The sequence below is a fragment of the Mycobacterium sp. SVM_VP21 genome, from assembly GCA_024758765.1.
Taxonomy (GTDB): domain Bacteria; phylum Actinomycetota; class Actinomycetes; order Mycobacteriales; family Mycobacteriaceae; genus Mycobacterium; species Mycobacterium heraklionense_C.
The window spans coordinates 4,145,608-4,164,226 of the sequence record CP101406.1; the positions used below are offsets into that span (position 1 = coordinate 4,145,608).

At 66.6% G+C, this 18,619-nt stretch carries 17 protein-coding genes; 8 read left to right on the forward strand and 9 right to left on the reverse strand.

What is annotated here, in order from left to right; genetic code table 11:
• The first annotated feature begins 155 nt into the window (after positions 1–155).
• The 3 genes from ripD to glgX all read left to right on the forward strand — a co-directional run bounded on the left by ripD (position 156) and on the right by glgX (position 5,295).
• Positions 156–794: an NlpC/P60 family peptidoglycan-binding protein RipD gene (gene ripD / locus NM962_19505; GenBank protein UVO12061.1), complete on the forward strand. Its 639-nt coding sequence runs from the start codon at positions 156–158 to the stop codon at positions 792–794.
• 161 nt (positions 795–955) lie between these two features.
• Positions 956–3,076, forward strand: coding sequence for an acyltransferase (locus NM962_19510; GenBank protein ID UVO12062.1), 2,121 nt, complete (start codon positions 956–958; stop codon positions 3,074–3,076).
• Positions 3,077–3,126: 50 nt separating this feature from the next.
• Positions 3,127–5,295: a glycogen debranching protein GlgX gene (gene glgX / locus NM962_19515; protein ID UVO12063.1), complete on the forward strand. Its 2,169-nt coding sequence runs from the start codon at positions 3,127–3,129 to the stop codon at positions 5,293–5,295.
• Positions 5,296–5,299: 4 nt separating this feature from the next.
• On the opposite strand, the gene NM962_19520 is transcribed toward glgX, so the two are convergent.
• Positions 5,300–5,698: a PIN domain-containing protein gene (locus NM962_19520; protein UVO12064.1), complete on the reverse strand. Its 399-nt coding sequence runs from the start codon at positions 5,696–5,698 to the stop codon at positions 5,300–5,302.
• Positions 5,695–5,922, reverse strand: coding sequence for an antitoxin (locus NM962_19525; GenBank protein UVO12065.1), 228 nt, complete (start codon positions 5,920–5,922; stop codon positions 5,695–5,697). Before NM962_19525 ends, NM962_19520 begins: the two co-directional genes overlap by 4 nt.
• Before the next feature lie 36 nt (positions 5,923–5,958).
• Between NM962_19525 and NM962_19530 the strand changes: the two genes are divergently transcribed.
• A complete protein-coding gene (locus NM962_19530) occupies positions 5,959–6,555 on the forward strand; it encodes a DinB family protein (protein UVO12066.1) in 597 nt (198 codons plus the stop codon).
• Here the strand turns inward: NM962_19530 and NM962_19535 are convergent.
• The 3 genes from NM962_19535 to NM962_19545 all read right to left on the reverse strand — a co-directional run bounded on the left by NM962_19535 (position 6,544) and on the right by NM962_19545 (position 9,767).
• Positions 6,544–7,905, reverse strand: coding sequence for a threonine/serine exporter family protein (locus tag NM962_19535; GenBank protein UVO12067.1), 1,362 nt, complete (start codon positions 7,903–7,905; stop codon positions 6,544–6,546). The two genes, NM962_19530 and NM962_19535, sit on opposite strands and share 12 nt — an antisense overlap.
• 82 nt (positions 7,906–7,987) lie before the next feature.
• Positions 7,988–9,241 (reverse strand): threonine ammonia-lyase IlvA, encoded by a 1,254-nt coding sequence (gene ilvA, locus NM962_19540; GenBank protein ID UVO14841.1) that lies wholly within the window; start codon positions 9,239–9,241, stop codon positions 7,988–7,990.
• Positions 9,242–9,329: 88 nt separating this feature from the next.
• Complete coding sequence (locus tag NM962_19545; GenBank protein UVO12068.1) at positions 9,330–9,767, reverse strand: nitroreductase family deazaflavin-dependent oxidoreductase; 438 nt, start codon at positions 9,765–9,767, stop codon at positions 9,330–9,332.
• 90 nt (positions 9,768–9,857) lie between these two features.
• Here NM962_19545 and NM962_19550 point away from each other — a divergent pair, with 90 nt between their 5' ends.
• Complete coding sequence (locus NM962_19550; protein UVO12069.1) at positions 9,858–10,067, forward strand: hypothetical protein; 210 nt, start codon at positions 9,858–9,860, stop codon at positions 10,065–10,067.
• Between the two features lie 63 nt (positions 10,068–10,130).
• Here NM962_19550 and fadD11 read toward each other — a convergent pair whose 3' ends face one another.
• On the reverse strand, positions 10,131–11,963 hold the full coding sequence (gene fadD11, locus NM962_19555; GenBank protein ID UVO12070.1) for a fatty acid--CoA ligase FadD11: 1,833 nt from the start codon (positions 11,961–11,963) through the stop codon (positions 10,131–10,133).
• Positions 11,964–11,987: 24 nt separating this feature from the next.
• A complete protein-coding gene (locus NM962_19560) occupies positions 11,988–12,785 on the reverse strand; it encodes an enoyl-CoA hydratase/isomerase family protein (protein UVO12071.1) in 798 nt (265 codons plus the stop codon).
• Positions 12,786–12,871: 86 nt separating this feature from the next.
• Here NM962_19560 and NM962_19565 point away from each other — a divergent pair, with 86 nt between their 5' ends.
• Positions 12,872–13,705, forward strand: coding sequence for a class I SAM-dependent methyltransferase (locus NM962_19565; GenBank protein UVO12072.1), 834 nt, complete (start codon positions 12,872–12,874; stop codon positions 13,703–13,705).
• A gap of 84 nt (positions 13,706–13,789) precedes the next feature.
• Here the strand turns inward: NM962_19565 and NM962_19570 are convergent, their stop codons facing one another.
• The gene (locus NM962_19570) at positions 13,790–14,176 is read right to left on the reverse strand and encodes a MerR family transcriptional regulator (protein ID UVO12073.1); all 387 of its coding nucleotides are present in this window, start codon (positions 14,174–14,176) and stop codon (positions 13,790–13,792) included.
• 53 nt (positions 14,177–14,229) lie between these two features.
• Between NM962_19570 and NM962_19575 the strand changes: the two genes are divergently transcribed.
• Positions 14,230–14,682: a PPOX class F420-dependent oxidoreductase gene (locus NM962_19575; GenBank protein ID UVO12074.1), complete on the forward strand. Its 453-nt coding sequence runs from the start codon at positions 14,230–14,232 to the stop codon at positions 14,680–14,682.
• A gap of 5 nt (positions 14,683–14,687) precedes the next feature.
• On the opposite strand, the gene dnaE is transcribed toward NM962_19575, so the two are convergent.
• On the reverse strand, positions 14,688–18,239 hold the full coding sequence (gene dnaE / locus NM962_19580) for a DNA polymerase III subunit alpha (GenBank protein UVO12075.1): 3,552 nt from the start codon (positions 18,237–18,239) through the stop codon (positions 14,688–14,690).
• A gap of 138 nt (positions 18,240–18,377) precedes the next feature.
• Between dnaE and NM962_19585 the strand changes: the two genes are divergently transcribed.
• Positions 18,378–18,608, forward strand: a complete 231-nt coding sequence (locus NM962_19585; GenBank protein ID UVO12076.1) for a dodecin family protein — start codon at positions 18,378–18,380, stop codon at positions 18,606–18,608.
• The last annotated feature ends 11 nt before the right edge of the window (positions 18,609–18,619 follow it).

Consider the following 18,619-nt stretch of genomic DNA (forward strand, 5'->3'; position numbering starts at 1 on the left):
GACGACAGTAGTGGCCGCCGGCATAACCGTTGGGTCACAGGTTGCGCAATTTCTCTTCCACGGCGGCTGACTGCGCGTAAACGCCGGTAGTCTCTGTGACAGAAGTGACGAGTGATTCTGCCGTGAATATCGGCCGATAAGGGGGTTGTTCGAAGATGAAACGCGTCTGCGCTACCGCGATCGCATTGGCGGCGGCCCTGGCTCCGGCGCTCAGTGCCGCGCCCGCCTATGCCGACCCGCTGTCACAGACCGGTCAGAACCAGCTGGTCGAACGGGTGATCCAGCGTGCGCTGTCGCAGCGCGGGGTGCCGTTCGTCTATGGCGGCGGTGATGTCAACGGGCCCACCAACAGCGCGCGGGCTCGAGCGGCCACCACTCGCAGCTCGTTGACCGACATCACCGGCCGCGCCGGCCTCCCGCGCACCTCAGGCAACCCGCTGATGCCGGGCAGCGTCACCCCGGGCCTGCCGGGAACGTCGCTGGTGCCCACCGAGGACATTCCGGACACCACCACCGTCGGCTTCGACGCATCCGGCCTGATTCAGTACGCATTCGCCGGTGCCGGGATCAGGATGCCGCGTACTTCCGGCGAGCAGTGCAGCGTCGGCCAAAAGGTGCCGCCCGCCCAAGCCCGTCCCGGCGATCTGCTGTGCTACGGCCCCGGCGGAACCCAGAGCGTCGCGCTGTACCTGGGCAACAACCAGATGATCGAGGGCACCAGCCCCGCGGTCTCGGTCTCACCGGCGCGCACCTCCAACATGGTCCCTTACCTGACCCGGGTGCTCGGTTCCTGACCGACTCGGTCGACATCACAACGCGCAGAATGCGGTTTCTCCAGGCAGGTTAGGTAGATTGTCGGGCGATCATGATTGCCCTGTCCCCGCCCCGACCGGCGGTAACACCTGTTGCGGCACCCGCGTCCGGGTCGGTACCGACCCCCGGGTCGGCCACCGTGATGGGCACCCGCAAACAGGGCTTCTACCGCCACGATCTGGACGGTCTGCGGGGCGTCGCGATCGCGTTGGTCGCGGTGTTCCACGTCTGGTTCGGGCGGGTGTCCGGCGGGGTCGATGTCTTCCTGGCGCTCTCGGGTTTCTTCTTCGGCGGCAAGCTGCTGCGGGTCGCGCTGAACCCGGCCTCGTCACTGTCACCAGTCCCCGACCTGGTCCGGCTGGTCCGCCGCCTGCTGCCCGCCCTGGTGGTGGTGCTGGCCGCCTGCACGCTGCTGACTATCTGGATCCAGCCGCAGACCCGTTGGGAGACGTTCGCCGATCAGAGCCTGGCCAGCCTCGGCTACTACCAGAACTGGGAGTTGGCCCGCAGCGCCGCCGACTACCTGCAGGCCGGTGAGGCCGTCAGCCCCCTGCAGCACATCTGGTCGATGTCGGTGCAGGGCCAGTTCTACCTGAGCTTCCTGCTGCTGGTCTTCGGCTTCGCCTTCCTGTTCCGGCGCGTGCTCGGCAAGCACCTGCGTGCCGCGTTCATCGTGCTGCTCACGGCGCTGACCGTGGCCTCGTTCTGGTATGCGATCGTCGCGCACCAGGCCAATCAGTCGCTGGCCTACTACAACAGCTTCGCCCGCGCCTGGGAGCTGTTGATCGGTGCGCTGGTCGGCGCGCTGGTCCCCTACATCCGCTGGCCGATGTGGCTGCGGACCGCCGTCAGCACAGTGGCGCTGGCGGCCATCCTGAGCTGTGGGGCCCTCATTGAGGGCGTGCGGGAGTTCCCTGGCCCGTGGGCGCTGGTGCCGGTCGGCGCCACAGTGGCATTCATCCTGGCCGGGGCCAACCGGCAAGCCCGCCCGAATACCAGCGCCATGCTGCCGTGGCCCAACCGGTGGCTGGCGTCGGCGCCGCTGGTGACGCTCGGCTCGATGGCCTATTCGTTGTACCTGTGGCACTGGCCGCTGCTGATCTTTTGGCTGTCCTACAGCGGGCATCGGCACGCGAGCCTGCTGGACGGCGCGGTGATCCTGTTGGTGTCGGGTGTCTTGGCATATCTGACCACCCGGTTCGTCGAAGATCCGCTGCGCTCCCGCAAGCCGGCCGGCCAGGCCGCTGCGCAGGTGGTGCGCCCGCGGTGGCGCAGGCCCGCGGCCGGCTGGTGGCGGCGCCCGACGTCGGTGCTGGGCTCGACGGTGGTGCTGCTGGGGGTTGCGCTGACGGCAACGTCATTCTCCTGGCGCGAACATGTCACAGTGCAGCGTGCCAGCGGCACCGAGCTGGTCAAGCTCAGCAAGGACGACTACCCCGGCGCCCGCGCGCTGCTGAAGCACAAGCGCGTCCCCAAACTTCGGATGCGGCCCACCATCCTGGAGGCCAAGAAGGATCTGCCGCGCTCCACTCGGGAAGGTTGCATCAGCAACTTCACCAACCCGGACCTGATCAACTGCACCTATGGCGACAAGGAGGCGACCAGGACGGTCGCGCTGGCCGGCGGATCGCATGCCGAACACTGGCTGCCCGCGCTGGACATTCTCGGCCAGCGGCACCACTTCAAGGTGGTCACCTACCTCAAGATGGGCTGTCCACTGTCCACCGAGAAGGTCCCGCTGATCATGGGCAACAACGCCCCCTACCCGCAGTGCTACCAGTGGGTGGGCAAGACGATGGAAAAGTTGATCGCCGACCACCCGGACTTCGTATTCACCACCGCTACCCGGCCGTGGAACATCAAACCCGGCGACGTGATGCCCGGAACCTATATCGGGATCTGGAAGCAGCTGTCGGACAACCACATTCCCATCCTGGGAGTCCGCGACACCCCGTGGCTGGTGCGCGACGGCGACCCGTTCCAGCCGGCGGACTGCCTGGCCTCCGGCGGTGACGCGGAGTCCTGCGGCATCAAACGCTCCGACGTGCTCGTCGAGCGCAACCCCACCCTGGACTTCGTCGGAAAATTCCCGCTGCTCAAGCCGCTGGACCTCTCCGACGCCGTCTGCGACAAAGAGATCTGCCGCGCGGTCGAGGGGAATGTGCTGGTCTATCACGACTCTCACCACCTGTCGGCGACCTATATGCGCACCATGACCGGAGAACTCGGTCGTCAGATGGGCGCGGCCACCGGCTGGTGGTGAACCCTGCCATGCTCCACGGCGGACGCCGGGAAAGCGGATAAGGTCAAGCGGTGTCGTCGGCTGAGTCGGGCCCTGAGCCCCCACCAGAGCCGTCCGCGCCCACGGTCTGGCCCGGAAACAGCTATCCGCTGGGCGCGGTATACGACGGAGCCGGCACCAACTTCGCGGTGTTCTCCGAAGTCGCCGAGCGTGTCGAACTCTGCCTGATCGACGACCGCGACCACACCGAGACCCGGATCGGTCTCGACGAGGTAGACGGCTACGTCTGGCACGCGTACCTGCCCGGCGTCGGCCCCGGTCAGCACTACGGTTTCCGGGTACACGGCCCGTTCGACCCCGCCGCTGGCCACCGCTGCGACCCCAGCAAGCTGCTGCTGGACCCGTACGGCAAGGCCTTTCACGGCGCCTTCGACTTCGGTCCGGAACTGTTCTCCTACGACCTGGCCAATCCCGACAATGGTGCTGAGCCCCCCGCACTCGACTCGTTGGGCCACACCATGACCAGCGTGGTGATCAACCCCTACTTCGACTGGGCGGCCGACCGATCACCGCGCACCCCGTATCACCAGACGCTCATCTACGAGGCGCACGTCAAGGGCATGACCCAGACCCACCCGGGTGTTCCGGCCGAACTACGCGGCACCTACGCCGGGCTGGCGCATCCGGTGATCATCGATCACCTCAAGTCGCTGAACGTCACAGCCATCGAGCTGATGCCGGTCCACCAGTTCCTGCACGATCAGCGGCTGCTGCAGCTGGGACTGCGAAACTACTGGGGGTACAACACATTCGGCTTCTTCGCGCCGCACAACGAGTACGCGGCCAACCGTCAGGCCGGCGGTGCGGTGGCCGAGTTCAAGGCGATGGTGCGCGCGTTCCATCAAGCCGGCATCGAGGTGATCCTCGACGTGGTCTACAACCACACCGCCGAAGGCAACCACCTGGGCCCGACGCTGAACTTCCGCGGAATCGACAACGCCGCCTACTACCGCCTCGACGAGGACGACCTGCGGCACTACACCGACTACACGGGAACCGGCAACAGTCTCAACGCCCGTCATCCGCATACCCTGCAGCTGATCATGGATTCGTTGCGCTACTGGGTAACCGAGATGCACGTCGACGGTTTCCGTTTCGACCTGGCCTCCACCCTGGCTCGGGAATTGCACGACGTCGATCGGCTGTCGGCATTCTTCGACCTGGTGCAACAGGACCCGGTGGTCAGCCAGGTGAAGCTGATCGCCGAGCCCTGGGACGTCGGCGAAGGCGGCTACCAGGTGGGCAACTTCCCCGGGCTGTGGACGGAATGGAACGGCAAATACCGCGACACGGTGCGCGACTACTGGCGTGGCGAGCCGGAAACCCTCGGCGAGTTCGCCTCCCGCCTGACCGGCTCCTCGGACCTCTACGAGGCGACCGGGCGACGTCCCAGCGCAAGCATCAACTTCGTCACCTGCCACGACGGTTTCACGCTGGCGGATTTGGTGTCCTACAACGAGAAACACAACGAAGCCAACGGCGAGGACAACCGCGACGGCGAGAGCCACAACCGGTCGTGGAACTGTGGTGTGGAGGGTCCGACCGACGACCCCGCGATCCTGGCCTTGCGGGCCCACCAGGTCCGCAACATCATGGCGACCCTATTGATCAGCCAGGGCACCCCGATGATCCTGCACGGCGACGAGATGGGCCGCTCCCAGCGCGGCAACAACAACGTCTACTGCCAAGACTCCGAATTGTCCTGGATGGACTGGACGCTGGCTGAACACAACGCCGACCAACTCGCATTCACGCGCGCGATGACCGCGTTGCGCGCCGCACACCCGGTGTTCCGTCGGCGTCGGTTCTTCGAGGGCCGGCCGATCTGCGGGGGCGACGAGGTGCGTGACATCGCCTGGCTGACCCCGGCCGGCGACGAGATGACTCAGCAGGACTGGGGCAGCGAATTCGGCAGGTGCGTCATGGTTTTCCTCAACGGCGAGGCCTTGCCGGAACCGGATCTGCGCGGGCAACGGATCATCGACGACTCATTTCTGTTGTGCTTCAACGCCGGTGAGACACCGGTGGACTTCGTGACGCCCAATACCGATTACGCACAGGTCTGGACCGCGGTGATCGACACCGCGCATCCGGCCGGCAGCACTGACCTGGTGGTTGACGCCGGGCAGGCGGTAACGGTGATGGGACGCTCGCTGACCGTGCTGTGCAAGAGCCGGTGAGCTGCTAATCGGTTGACAGCAGGTCCGCCACATCGCTGTGCAGTTGCGCCATGCCCTGGTCGAAGGTGGCGAGCCGCCCGCTGTGGGATCTGGCCAGTTGGGCCAGGTACGCGTCGGTCACCTGCCGATGGCCGATGACGCCGGTGAAACTGACCTCGGTGAACGGCAGACTGTCCGGCCAGAATTCGTGTCGGGGATCGCGTGTCACGGCACCGACGAACTCCCTCGCAGTCGCGGCCGTCTGCCCCTGCCTGATCAGTAGGCGGACAAGGCTGCCCTGGGTAATGGGGCACGTCGCAAAGGCGGAACTGGTCGCGGCGAGCCACCGCTCGGCCGGGCCGTGGTGAACATGGTCTTCGACCAGCAGTGCTACCAGCACGTTGGCGTCGAGCAGTGTGGTCAACCCTCGTCCTCCAGGGATCGGACATCCTCAGAGGTCACCACGGTGCCGAGATGTATCACCGGAAGGCCGGTCACGTGACTTTCGTGTACGCGCGCGTCAGCGCCCTGGCCCAAGCCGCGCCGCATCAGATCGGCGATCGTCTCACTGATCGTGCGGCGGGTGTCCCGCGCAATCGCCTGCGCCTGTCGGTGCAAGTCGTCGGGCAGATCCACAGTCGTCCGCATCGCAACATCTTAGCATCGGCGCATCATGATGCTGAGATGGGCGATCACCGGGCCCCCGACAGTGGCGACAATGAAATGGTGAACGGCAACGGGATACCGCCATTGGCCGGCGAAGACCATGTCTGCGCGACCTGCGCCCTGACGTACGCCGACATCACCATCGAGCGTGCTGTCGATGAGATCAAGCGGCTGCCGCCGGCGGTCCTCCGCGACGTGGCTGCCCTGAGCGCCGATGCCCGGCGGCTACGACTGGATCCGTCGGAGTGGTCTGTCACCGAATACGTCTGCCATCTGCGCGACGTCTACATGGCCTCGACGATCCGACTTCACCGCATCCGCACCGAGGATCGACCGGCGGTCGAGCCGCTGTTCAACGACCTACGGGCGGTGAGATTTCGCTACAACGAGTGTGACCCGATCGGGATCGTCGACGAACTCGCATCGGCCGTCGCCGGATTCCTCGACGAGGTAGCCCGGACCATCGGACAAGACTGGGACCGCACCGCGACCCGTCTGCCGGGCGAGACGCGCTCCGCTCGTTGGATTGTCCGCCAAGCGATGCACGAAGGGATTCACCATCTCGCCGACATCCGTCGGATCGCCGGCAGCGTGCCCCCTGGCTCACCCTCCTGAATGACCCAACCGGCGCCCGAAGTAGCGAATGCCGGCGAGCTGCGGGATGCGATACGGGCTGCGGAGACGACGCGTCGCCTGCCCACGTCCACGCAGGTGATAGCGGCCGAGTTCGCGTCGCACCGAGGGCGCCAGCAACGGCCCCAACACCGCGCCGGCGCCGAGGGCCAGTGCCAGCCCGGCGGCCATCCCCAGTGAGCCTCCGGCGTTGGGCTGCCCGTTGACCAGTTGCACGAAGCCGCGGAACAGGGTCAGCCCGGGGACCAGCGGGATGATGCCGGCCATGATGATCACCAGCGGCGTGACGCGCAGCCGGGGCGCAAGCAGGGTGCCGACCAGACCGGTCGCCGCGGCGGCCGCAAATGAGCTCACGATCGGATTGGCCTGCACCAGTTGCAGCCCGAAGAACAGCAACGTTGCGGTCGCCCCGGCAAGTCCGGCCGCCAGGGCCGCCTTGAGTTGCGCATAGCCCGCGACAGCGGCGGCGGCCGCACCGATCGCGCCGGCCAGGAGGTAGACCGGGACGCTCAGCGCCGCGACCGGCATCTCGGGGCTCACCCGGACTTGCACTCCGAACGCCCCGCCGATCTGCACCGCGATCGAGACGCCGACCAGGATGCCGACCGACAGCAGCAGGATGTCCATGCCCCGCGAGACGGCCGTGAGTTGGTAGCCGGTGATGGCGTCCTGCACCGAGCCGACGGTGGCCAGCCCGGACAACAGCACCACGATGTTGGCGGCCACCACCGGCGATACCGGGGTTCCGGCGGGCAGCCAGCCGGCGGCGTGCAGGCTGATGGCGACCCCGGTGGCCACCGCGGCGGCGACGACTTGCTGGAACAGCAGTGGCAGCTGCCAGCCGTTGAGTACACGGCCGATCCGGTCGATCAGGGCGGTGGTGACCGCCGAAACCAGGGCCACCAGCGGACCGGCGCCGATCAGTACGGCGAAGCCACCGGCCATCACCGCCCAGCCGGCGGTGGCGACCCACCGGGGATAGGGATGAGCGGCCCGGTTCACGATGTCCAGCTGCTGCTGCACCCACTCGGGATCGGGCGTCGTGTTCACGACATGCTCGGCGAGATCGGTGGCCAGCTGCAGCCGCGTGTAGTCCAGTGAGCGCGACTGCACCAGATACATCGCGGTGACCGGGGCGCCCGGCACCCCTCGCGGTACCGACACCCGGATCGAGTTCGCCATGATGTCCACCTGGGTCTGCGGCAGCCCGTAGGCGGTGGCGATGGCGAGCATGCTCGAGGCGACGTCGGCGGTTCCCGCCTGTGAGCCCAACAGCAGCTGCCCGAATCGCAGGGCGATATCGAGAACCCGCCGGACGTCGGTTTCATCCATGCGCGTTGTCTCCGATGACACCATGAGGCGTCGGCTACCCGTTCGGCGCCCGGAGCTCACCTGCTGCGGCGGATCCGCGTCTCTACAGCAGGTAGCGATACGCCGGAGAGCCGGGCTCCAGTGGCTCGACGTGGATCTCCGAGGTGCGCATGCGCTCCAGCAGTCCGTCGAGATCGGCGGCCGATCCCAGTTGCACGCCGACCAGGGCCTCACCGGTCTCCCGGTTGTTGCGCTTGACGTACTCGAACAGCGTGACGTCGTCGCCGGGCCCGAGAACCTCGTCGAGGAAGCGCCGCAGCGCCCCCGGTTCCTGGGGGAAGTCGACCAGGAAGTAGTGCTTGAGGCCCAGGTGCACCAGCGAGCGCTCCAGGATCTCGCCGTACCGGGAGACGTCGTTGTTGCCACCGGAGATCAGGCACACCACCGTCGAACCCGGGGAAATGTCAGCCTCCAGCAGGCCGGCCACCGACAGGGCGCCCGCCGGCTCGGCGATGATCCCCTCGTTCTGGTACAGGTCGAGCATCGCGGTGCACACCGCACCTTCGTCGACGGTGGTCACCGACACCATGTCGCCGGCTCCGGACAGCACGGCGTACGGCAACGCACCGGCGCGCCGGACGGCCGCCCCGTCGACGAACTGGTCGACATGGTCCAGGCTCACCAGTTCCCCAGCGGCCAGCGCAGCCATCATCGAGGCGGCTCCGGCCGGTTCGATGCCCAGCACGGCACTGTTGGCGGTGCGCTCCGCCAGGTAGGTGGTGATGCCCGAGATGCAGCCGCCGCCGCCGACCGGCACGATCACCAGGTCCGGTTCGGTGTTGAGCTGGTCGAGGATCTCCACCGCGATGGTGCCCTGGCCCGCCATCGTCCGCAGGTCGTCGTAGGGCGGCACCAGGGTGGCACCGGTGCGGGCGACATCGGCCAGGGCCGCCTCCGCGGCCAGGTCGTAAGTCGCGCCGCCGACGATCAGCTCGATGAATTCGCCGCCGTGGTAGCGGATGCGGTCACGCTTCTGCTTCGGGGTTTTGGCCGGCACGTAGACCCGGCCGTGGACACCCAGCGCCCGGCAGGCGTAGGCGAATCCCTGCGCGTGGTTGCCGGCCGACGAGCACACCACGCCGGCGGCGAGCTCGGATTCGCTGAGTTGGACCAGCAGGTTGTAGGCGCCGCGCAGCTTGTAGGACCGCACCGACTGCAGGTCTTCGCGCTTGAGATACACGTCGGCACCGGTCAGCTCTGAGAGCCGGTCGCTGTGCTGCAACGGGGTGGGGGCGACCACGCCGGCGATCCGCTTGGCCGCCGCGTCGATGTCGGCCGCGGTCAACGGACCCTTCAACGGGCCCTGCGCGGGGCCTGAATTGGAGCCACTTCGGTTCTGGCGCAGTTCGGCGGACACCGCAATATGGTGTCACCCAGCAGGGGGTTCAGCCCACCGGGGTCAGCACGAACACCGGGATCTGGCGATCGGTCTTCTCCTGGTACTCCGCGTACGGCGGGTAGGCCGCCACCGCACGTTCCCACCACGTCGCCTTCTCGTCGCCGAATACCTCGCGGGCGTCGTAGTCGCCGGTGACGGTGCCGTCCTGCAGTTCGACCCGCGAGTTCTTGACGACGTTGTAGTACCAGACCGGGTTCTTCGGGGCGCCGCCCAGCGAGGCGACGATCGCGTACTGACCCTGGTGCTCCACCCGCATGAGCGGCGTTTTGCGCAGCTTGCCGGTCTTGGCTCCGACGGTGGTGAGCAGCACCACCGGCATGCCCTGCATCTCGGTGCCCTCGGTGCCACCGGAGGCCATGTACTTCTCTGCGTTCTCTCGAGACCAATCCCACGGGCTGGGTGCGTATTCTCCGCTCAGAGGCATTCCGCCAGCGTAGTCCGGCGACCCGACACGATGATCCGACCAACAGATTTCGGCTGGCCTAACAATTGGTTATCGCGTACCGTTAAATCTATGACTACCGCCGAGCTCTTCGGGCAGCAAGTGCCCATCGCCGGCGTGCCCTGGCCGGCCTACAAATTGGTTGCGCTGGGCATCGGCTTGGTCGCCCTGTTGATCGTCGGTGCCGTGACATCCAACGCCGCGGCCGCGGTTCTGACCGCTGCGGGTGCCTGTACCGCGGTGTGGCTCGTCTTGGGCTCGCAGCATCCTTCGCGGCGCTGAGCGCAGCTATTCCGGTTCGGTCGCCGCACCGTTCTAGAGCAATAACGACGTGGCGTTCTCCTGTCAGACTGCGGCGGTCGGCGTGGCTTCGGCGGCGCGGGGCTGATGCACTTGGGGCCCAGGGTCGCGGGTGTAGAGACTTTCGATCTCCTCGGCGTATTTCTCCGCGATCGGCCGTCGTTTGAGTTTCATCGTCAGCGTCACCTCATCGCCGCCGGGTTCCCATAACGCCGGCAGGACCCGGAAACGCTTGATCTGTTCGACCCGGGACAGCTTGGCATTGCCCTCGGCGACGCCCGCGGCGATCTGTGCGATCACCCCCGGGTCATCGGCCAGCGCTGACGGCGTCGCTGCCGACAGGCCATGGGCAGCGGCATAGGGCGCCACCGAGTCGGCGTCGAACACCATCAGCGCGGTGTTGTAGGGCCGGGAATCGCCAATGGTGACCATCGCCCCGATCATCGGGCAGGCCGCCAGGATCGCGTTCTCGATGTTCGCCGGCGACATGTTCTTGCCGGCCGCGTTGATGATCAGTTCCTTCTTGCGGTCGACCACCCGCAGATAGCCCTCGGCATCCTGTTCGAGGATATCGCCGGTGTGCAGCCATCCGTCGGCGTCGATCGCCTCGGCGGTCTTGGCCGGCTCCCTGCGGTAGCCCCGCATCACCAGGGGTCCCCGCACCAAGAACTCACCGTCGTCAGCGATGCGGCTTTCCAATCCCGGCAACAACTTTCCGACCGTACCGAGCCGGGCATCCCGTGGATGCACGGTCGTCGCCACGCAGCTGAGTTCCGACATACCCCAGACCTCGCAGATCGGAATCCCGAGACCCGCGAAGAACGCGATGGTCTCCCTGGGAATCGGCGCCGCGCCCGACACCGCCCACCGCAGCTCATCCAGGCCCAGCTTGGCCCGAAGCGCCGACAGCACCAGCTCGTCGGCCTGCGCCCACTGGCCGGCCAGCTCGTCGGAGACCGGTTCACCGGCCAGTTGCGCCGCAGACCGTTTCGCACCTACTGCCATCGCCCACTGCAACGCGGCGCGACGATTGTCGTCCGGCTCCCCCGTGACAGCGAATTCGATTGCTGCCTTGAGCTTCTCCCAGACCCGCGGCACCGCGCCCCAGATCGTCGGCCGCACATCCGGCAGGGCCGCACCGATCTGGCGTGCATCGGGCACCACGGTCACCTGCACTCCGGCGATCTCGGAGTTGTAGAGGCCCATCGCGCGGTCGGCGATGTGCGCCGAGGGCAGATACGAGGTGATCCGGTCCCCGAAGCGCACCCCGAGCACCGCGTCGAGGGCAGCCGCCTCGAACAGCAGATTGGTGTGCGTCATCTCCACCCCCTTGGGCAGGCCGGTAGTTCCTGAGGTATAGATCAGCGTCGCGATATCGTCGGGTTGCACTGCCCGCCAAGCGGATTCGAAATCAAAGTCGTCGGCGGCGGCGGCCAGCAGCTCCTCGACTGACAGGGTGCCGTCCGGATGCCCGTCTACGCAGACGATGTGTTCGATCGCCGCTCCGCTGGCCCGGATGGTCTCGACATACGCCTGCTCGCACATCACGACTTTGGTGCCGGCATTGGCGAACAGGTAGCCAAGCTGCTCGGCGGGCAGGGTGTTGTACACCGAGAAGGATGTGGCGCCCACATGCTGGGCGCCGACCTCCAGCGGGTAGAACTCGATCCGATTCGCCATCATCAGCGACACGGTGTCGCCACGGCGTACCCCGAGCCCGGCCAGGCCGGCCGCGACTTGGCGCACCTGCTGGGCGTAGTCACGCCAGGTCAGCGTCTGCGTATCGCCGACGGTGCGCAACGCGACCGCGTCCGGATCGATTGCGGCGGTGCGCTGAAAGGCCTCGCATAAGGTGGCCGCCGGCGGTGTCTGCGTCATCCGTTCCTCCTGTTCGCGGCCGCCTCAGCGGCGACTGACTCGTTCCAGATATGCCATGGCCGATGCCTGCGATTCGGGATCGTGCACCGCGGTGACCAGTGCATCGGCGTCGTTCCAGCTGCGTGTGGTCCCTACCATGCCGTCGGTCACGGCATTGACTTGCCGTTTGGTGCCGCCCAAGGTGAGGGCGGACTTGTTGACCAGCTGGCCCACCAGTTCGTCGACCGCCGCATCGAGGTCGGCCTCGGGCACCACCCGGTTGAGGAAACCGATCGCCTTGGCCTCGGCGGCGCCGAACGGGCGGCAGGTCAACACCAGTTCCTTGGTGAGCGCCGGACCGATCTCGCGGACCAGACGCGGAATACCGCCCCAGGCCAGCGGAATACCCAGGTCGACCTCTGGAATCGAGAATCGGGTGTCCTCGGCGGCCACCCGCAGATCGCACGCTGCGGCCAACACGACGCCGCCGCCCACACAGTGACCGTGCAGCCGTGCCACCGTCACCGCCCGCATGGCCTCGATCGCGTCCGCCATTCGTCGTCCCGCGTCGGCGGCCTCCCGCAGGGCTCCCGCCCCGTCGGCGGCGGCCACGAACGCGGCCAGGTCGGCGCCGGCCGAAAACGCCCGGCCGGCGCCGGCCACCACCACGACCTTGACTGCGGGGCGGGCGTCGAACCAGCGGGCCGCCGCCACCAACTCGTCGAGCGTCACGGTGCCCAGCGGGTTGAGCTTGTCCGGACGACTCAGCGTGATCGAGCCGAGCGCACCGTTGGCCGCCACCACGATGGTCGAGGCCGGCAGAGTTTCCGTGGCGGTTTCCATGGCGTCGACGTTAGTGGCGCCACCCCGGCCGAGGCGCGGGATTGCCGTTACGGGCCGCTGCCGCCGACATCGCTTACGGTGAGCCCATGTCGATTGCCGTCACCGGGTTCAGCCTGGTCGAACAGACCGCCTTCCTCACGGCGTACGCCCGCGCATTGGACTGTCGTGCTCCCGTCCCGATCCTCGGTGACGAGTTCTCCGACCGCGTCGTCGGCCTGATCGATTACGACTTCCCGGCATTCCGGATCCCGGCGAGCGTGGTGCGCCAAACCGCCCTACGCGCCAAGATGCTCGACGAGCGTGTCCGCGCGTACACGGCGGCGCATCCCGATGCGGTGGTGATCGACCTCGGCGCCGGGCTCAACGAGCCGTTGGCCCGGGTACAGCCGCCGGCCGGCGTCGATTGGTACAGCATCGATCTGCCGCACGTGATCGCGTTGCGCGAGAAGGTGGTGCCGGCTCAGGATGGGGAGCACGTTATCGCCGCCGATCTCACCGGCACGGACTGGACAGACGGCATCCCGGTCGGTCGACCCACCATGGTGATCGCCGACGGACTGTTCGCCTTTCTCACCGAGCCACAGGTCATTGCGCTGATCGGGCATACCATCGACCATTTCGGGACTGGCGAATTGGCGTTCAACGACTACGGCCGGGTCGGGCCGTTCAGCTGGTTGGGCATGAAGCTGGCGCCCCGGGGGATGTTCACCGTGCTGCGCCACGTCTGGGCCAACCCCGGCTTCACCGACCCTCACACGCCCCAGCGGTGGGAACCGCGGCTGCGCCTGGTCGAACAGGCCTGCCTGGCGCACGCCGCCGAGGTGGATTCGTTTCCCGGCCCGGCTCGCACGATCACCCGGCTTGCCGGCCGATTCAAGTCGGTGGCCGGCAAGGCCCGGGTGCTGCGCTACAAGTTCTGAGGCGACGGGCCGTCGCAGATCGTGATGTAGGCCGCCCACAGAAGATCCAAGTCGGCGAGCAGGTTTCGGGTTGGCGACGAAGGCTTAGGCTTTCGGTGGATGGATTCCACAGGTGCAGGCATCGATGGACGGACACGTGCACTGCATTCCCCACTCGATGACCGCGCGAGCCCGCGACAGCGACTCCAACTGGGCGTCGATCTCGGCAAGTTTCGCCTGGGCCAGCGCATGACTCGCCGGACGCCCGGGTGCGTCGTCGGCGAACAGCAGCGCAATCTCCTCGAGCGCGAACCCCGCCGCTTTGCACAGGCCGATCACCTCGAGTCGGGCCAGCACCGCATCGTCATAGCGGCGCTGGCCGCCCACCCGGTCCGGCGCCGTCAGCAGGCCGATCCGCTCGTAATAGCGCAAGGTGGTGGCGGCGACGCCGCTGCGGTGAGCCACCTCGCCAATGGTCAATCGACCGGACACCCGCGCCTCCCGAGACTTGACTTGAAGTCAACTCTAAGTTGTTCCCTGGTGGTATGCATTCCCAATCATTCGACGAGCTGCGAGACGCCCGCTACGCGCTGTTGCGCACCTTTCGCCGCGATGGCACGCCCGTGGACACCCCGGTGTGGTTCGCGATCGACGACGACACCGTGTTGTTTCGGACCAAGATCGGCCCCAAGACCAGGCGCATGACGCTGCGCCCGGACGTCCAGCTGACCGCCTGCGACTATCGCGGCCGGCGCCGAGGCAACGCGACGGTGCTGCTCGGCCGGGCCAGCGTTCTCAGCGGCGACGAGGCCGAAGCCGCCAACCGCACCCTGCATCGGCGCTACGGCTGGCAGTGGAACGTCATGCCGATGCTCCCGGTACCGGGTGTGACCAACGTGCATCGGAGTCTGCCACTGCGGGAGAAGTTGCGGCGCACCCGAACTCGTAACCTGTGGCCGGACAGTGTGATCGTCCGGGTTGGTCTGGCCACCCGGTAGCTCCCTTACCCGCCCAAGCAGCCGGGACCGAGCAATGCCTTCAGGTCCCCCATCAGCGCCGAGGACGGCGTCACGCGCAGCGAGGGATCCAACTCCAGCACGGTGATGCGCTCCCCGCTGATCAGCCGCAGCTGCACCTGTGCGGTGCCGGGATGGCGGGTCAACACCTGCTTGAGCGCGCTGACCTTGTCCATGGTGCATTGGCGGGTCGGAAGGCTCACCGCCAGCGGCCGATCCGGGGCATTGGCGGAAAAATCGGGCACCACCAGCTCGTTGGCGATCAACGAGATCCGGTCGTCGCGGATGTTGACCTTGGCGCTGACCAGCACCACGGCGTCGTCGGCGACGTCGGCACCATACGCCGAGTACGTCTGCGGAAAGAACATCACCTCGATGCCGCCGGTGAGATCCTCCAATTGCGCCGAGGCCCAGGGCAGTCCGTTCTTGTTGACCCGGCGGTTCACCGATGCCAGGATGCCGCCGACCCGCACCTGGGTGTCGGCGGCGACGTCACCTTCCAGGATCGCCGGGATCTGGGTGTCGACCTGGGCGGCCAGCAGATGCGCAATGCCGTTGAGCGGATGTCCGGACACATAAAGGCCGAGCATCTCTCGTTCCAGGGCCAGCTTGTGCTTGTCGGCCCACTCCTCGTCGGGCACCTTGATGCCGAAAACGGTCTCAGCCCCGGCGCTTTCGCCGTCTCCCCCGCCGAACAGGTCGAACTGCCCCACCGCCTCGGCCTTCTTGGTTCCCAACACCGAGTCGACGGCGTCGGTGTGCACCAAAAACAGCCCCTTACGCGGATGGCCCAGCGAGTCGAAGGCACCGGCCTTGATCAAGGATTCGGTGACCTTCTTGTTGCAGGCCGCGATATCGATCTTGTTGAGGTAGTCGGAGAAGTCGGTGAACCGGCCTTTGTGTGTCCGGGTGGTGATCAGGGAGCCGACAACATTGGCGCCGACGTTACGTACAGCACCCAGCCCGTAGCGGATGTCTTCACCCACCGACGCGAAGTTCAGCTCGGACTCGTTGACGTCCGGCGGCAAGACGGTGATCCCCAGCCGGCGGCAGTCAGCCAGGTACACCGCGGCCTTGTCCTTGTCGTCACCGACCGATGTCAACAGTCCCGCCATGTATTCGGCCGGATAGTTCGCCTTCAAGTAGGCCGTCCAGTACGACACCAATCCGTATGCGGCCGCATGCGACTTATTGAAGGCGTACCCGGCGAACGGAAGGATGGTGTCCCACAACGCTTTCACGGCCTTCTCGGAGAACCCGTTGGCCGTCATCCCCTCATAGAAGCCCTTGTACTCGGCTTCCAGCACTTCGAGCTTCTTCTTACCCATGGCTTTACGCAGCGCATCGGCCTTGCCCATCGTGTAGGAGGCGACCTTCTGCGCGATGAACATGATCTGCTCTTGATAGACGATCAGGCCATAGGTCTCCGACAGGATGCTGCGCAGCGGCTCCTCGAGCTCGGGGTGGATGGGCTTGATGACCTGACGGGCGTTCTTACGGTCGGCATAGTCGTTGTGGGCGTTCATGCCCATCGGGCCGGGCCGGTATAGCGCCAGCACCGCGACGATGTCGTTGAACTCGGTGGGCTGCATGCGGCGCAGCAAGTCGCGCATCGGGCCGCCGTCGAGCTGGAACACCCCCAGGGTGTCACCGCGGCCCAGCAGTTCGTACGTGGCGGGATCATCGAACGCCACGGTGTCCAGGTCCAGGTCGATACCCCGGTTGGCCTTGATGTTCTCCAGACAGTCGCCGATGATCGTCAGGTTGCGCAGGCCCAGGAAGTCCATCTTCAGCAGGCCGATTTCTTCACACGACGGGTAGTCCCAGCCGGTGATGACTGCGCCGTCCTGCGGGCGCTTCCACAACGGGATCGCGTCGATCAGCGGCTCGGAGCTCATGATCACCGCGCAGGCATGCACGCCGGCGTTACGCACCAGCCCCTCCAGGCCGCGTGCCGTCTCGTAGATGGTGCGCACGTCGGGATCGGTGTCGATGAGCGCGCGAACCTCCGCGGCCTCCTTGTACCGCTCGTGGTTCGGGTCGGTGATTCCCGACAGCGGAATGTCCTTGGCCATGATCGGCGGCGGCAGCGCCTTGGTGATCCGGTCGGCGATCGCATAGCCAGGCTGGCCGTAGTGCACACGGGCTGAATCTTTCAGCGCCGCCTTGGTTTTAATGGTGCCGAAGGTGATCACCTGGGCGACCCGGTCACTACCCCACCGCTCGGCGGCGTAACGCACCATCTCGCCGCGGCGGCGGTCGTCGAAGTCGATGTCGATATCGGGGGCCGACGGCCGTTCCGGGTTGAGGAAGCGCTCGAACAGCAGACCGTGCGGGATCGGGTCGATGTTGGTGATGCCCAGCGCGTAAGCCACCAGTGACCCAGCGGCCGAACCTCGGCCCGGGCCCACCCAGATGTTGATCGAGCGGGCGTAGTTGATCAGATCCGCGACGATCAAGAAGTAGGACGGAAATCCCTTGCCGCAGATGACGTCGATCTCGTAGGAGGCGCGGTCGGTGTACTCGCTCGGCACACCAGCCGGAAAGCGTCGTTCCAGACCAGCCTGCACCTCGTGGCGCAGCCAGGACCCTTGGTCATGGCCGTCGGGGACGGGAAACACCGGCATCCGGTCGCGCGGCGCCCAGACGTCGGCGTAGGACTGCACCCGCTCGGCGATCAGCAGGGTGGAGTCGCAGGCGTCGGGCAGCTGGGCGTCCCAGAGCGCGCGCATCTCGGCGGCCGACTTCAGGTAGTAGCCGTCCCCGTCGAACTTGAACCGGGTGGGGTCCGACAGCGTCTTGCCGGTCTGAATACACAGCAGCGCCTCGTGGTTGCCCGAGGCATCGCGGGTCACGTAGTGGCAGTCGTTGGTGGCCAGCGTCGGGATGCCGAGCTTGCGCCCGACCTCCAGCAGCCCGTCACGTACCCGGCGCTCAATGGACAGCCCGTGGTCCATCACCTCCAGGAAATAGTTCTCCGCGCCGAAGATCTCCCGCCATTTGGCGGCCGACTCCAGCGCCTCTCGCTCGTGGCCCAGCCGCAGCCGGGTCTGCACCTCCCCGGACGGGCAGCCGGTGGTGGCGATGATGCCCTCGGCGTGCTCGGCGATGATCTCGGCGTCCATCCGCGACCATTTGCCGAGCTGGCCCTCGAAGGAAGCCAGCGAGGACAGCTTGAACAAGTTGCGCAACCCGGTGGCGTTCTCGGCCACCATCGTCATGTGGGTGTAGGAGCCGCTGCCGGAAACGTCGTCGCTCTTCTGGCTGGGATCACCCCACTGGACCCGGCGGGTGTCGAATCGAGACGCGGGGGCAATGTAGGCCTCTACTCCGATGATCGGCTTGATACCGACCTTGGTCGCCGCGTTGTAGAACTCGCTGGCGCCGAACATGTTTCCGTGGTCGGTCATCCCGATCGCGGGCATCTCCAACCGCTGCGCCTCGGCCAGCATCGGGGCGATCTTCGCCGCGCCGTCGAGCATCGAGTACTCGGTGTGGTTATGCAGGTGCACGAAGGACCGCGACGATGAACTGTCCATAGGACCGCCAGTCTATGGCCGACCACCGACGCTTCTCGGGCGTGTCGTCAACCGTGTCTTTCCCGCTGCCGTTTCCCGGGACAGCGGGCGTTGCCGTGCACTACGTTGAGGTTCGGCTGAAGCGGAGGAGAGTCACACATGAGCGTGTACCGGGTGATCGACATCATCGGGACCAGCCCGTCGTCCTGGGAGAACGCCGCAGCCGAAGCGGTGCACCGGGCCAAGCAGACCATCGACGACATCCGGGTTGCTCAGGTCGTCGAGCAGGATCTCACCCTTGATGACAAGGGCGGGATCATCTACCGCACCAAGCTGCGCATCTCCTTCAAGATCCGGCCGCCGAAGTCGGCCAAGCCGGACGACGAATAGAGCTACCGAAC

What these genes read in the sequence shown, in the direction of transcription:
- NM962_19560 (UVO12071.1), bottom strand. Translation starts at nt 12,785, where the DNA reads ATGGAAACCGCCACGGAAACTCTGCCGGCCTCGACCATCGTGGTGGCG.
- ripD (UVO12061.1), top strand. Translation starts at nt 156, where the DNA reads ATGAAACGCGTCTGCGCTACCGCGATCGCATTGGCGGCGGCCCTGGCT.
- fadD11 (UVO12070.1), bottom strand. Translation starts at nt 11,963, where the DNA reads ATGACGCAGACACCGCCGGCGGCCACCTTATGCGAGGCCTTTCAGCGC.
- dnaE (UVO12075.1), bottom strand. Translation starts at nt 18,239, where the DNA reads ATGGACAGTTCATCGTCGCGGTCCTTCGTGCACCTGCATAACCACACC.
- NM962_19535 (UVO12067.1), bottom strand. Translation starts at nt 7,905, where the DNA reads ATGGATGAAACCGACGTCCGGCGGGTTCTCGATATCGCCCTGCGATTC.
- NM962_19585 (UVO12076.1), top strand. Translation starts at nt 18,378, where the DNA reads ATGAGCGTGTACCGGGTGATCGACATCATCGGGACCAGCCCGTCGTCC.
- NM962_19545 (UVO12068.1), bottom strand. Translation starts at nt 9,767, where the DNA reads ATGCCTCTGAGCGGAGAATACGCACCCAGCCCGTGGGATTGGTCTCGA.
- NM962_19510 (UVO12062.1), top strand. Translation starts at nt 956, where the DNA reads ATGGGCACCCGCAAACAGGGCTTCTACCGCCACGATCTGGACGGTCTG.
- NM962_19530 (UVO12066.1), top strand. Translation starts at nt 5,959, where the DNA reads ATGGGCGATCACCGGGCCCCCGACAGTGGCGACAATGAAATGGTGAAC.
- NM962_19565 (UVO12072.1), top strand. Translation starts at nt 12,872, where the DNA reads ATGTCGATTGCCGTCACCGGGTTCAGCCTGGTCGAACAGACCGCCTTC.
- NM962_19550 (UVO12069.1), top strand. Translation starts at nt 9,858, where the DNA reads ATGACTACCGCCGAGCTCTTCGGGCAGCAAGTGCCCATCGCCGGCGTG.
- NM962_19575 (UVO12074.1), top strand. Translation starts at nt 14,230, where the DNA reads ATGCATTCCCAATCATTCGACGAGCTGCGAGACGCCCGCTACGCGCTG.
- NM962_19525 (UVO12065.1), bottom strand. Translation starts at nt 5,922, where the DNA reads ATGCGGACGACTGTGGATCTGCCCGACGACTTGCACCGACAGGCGCAG.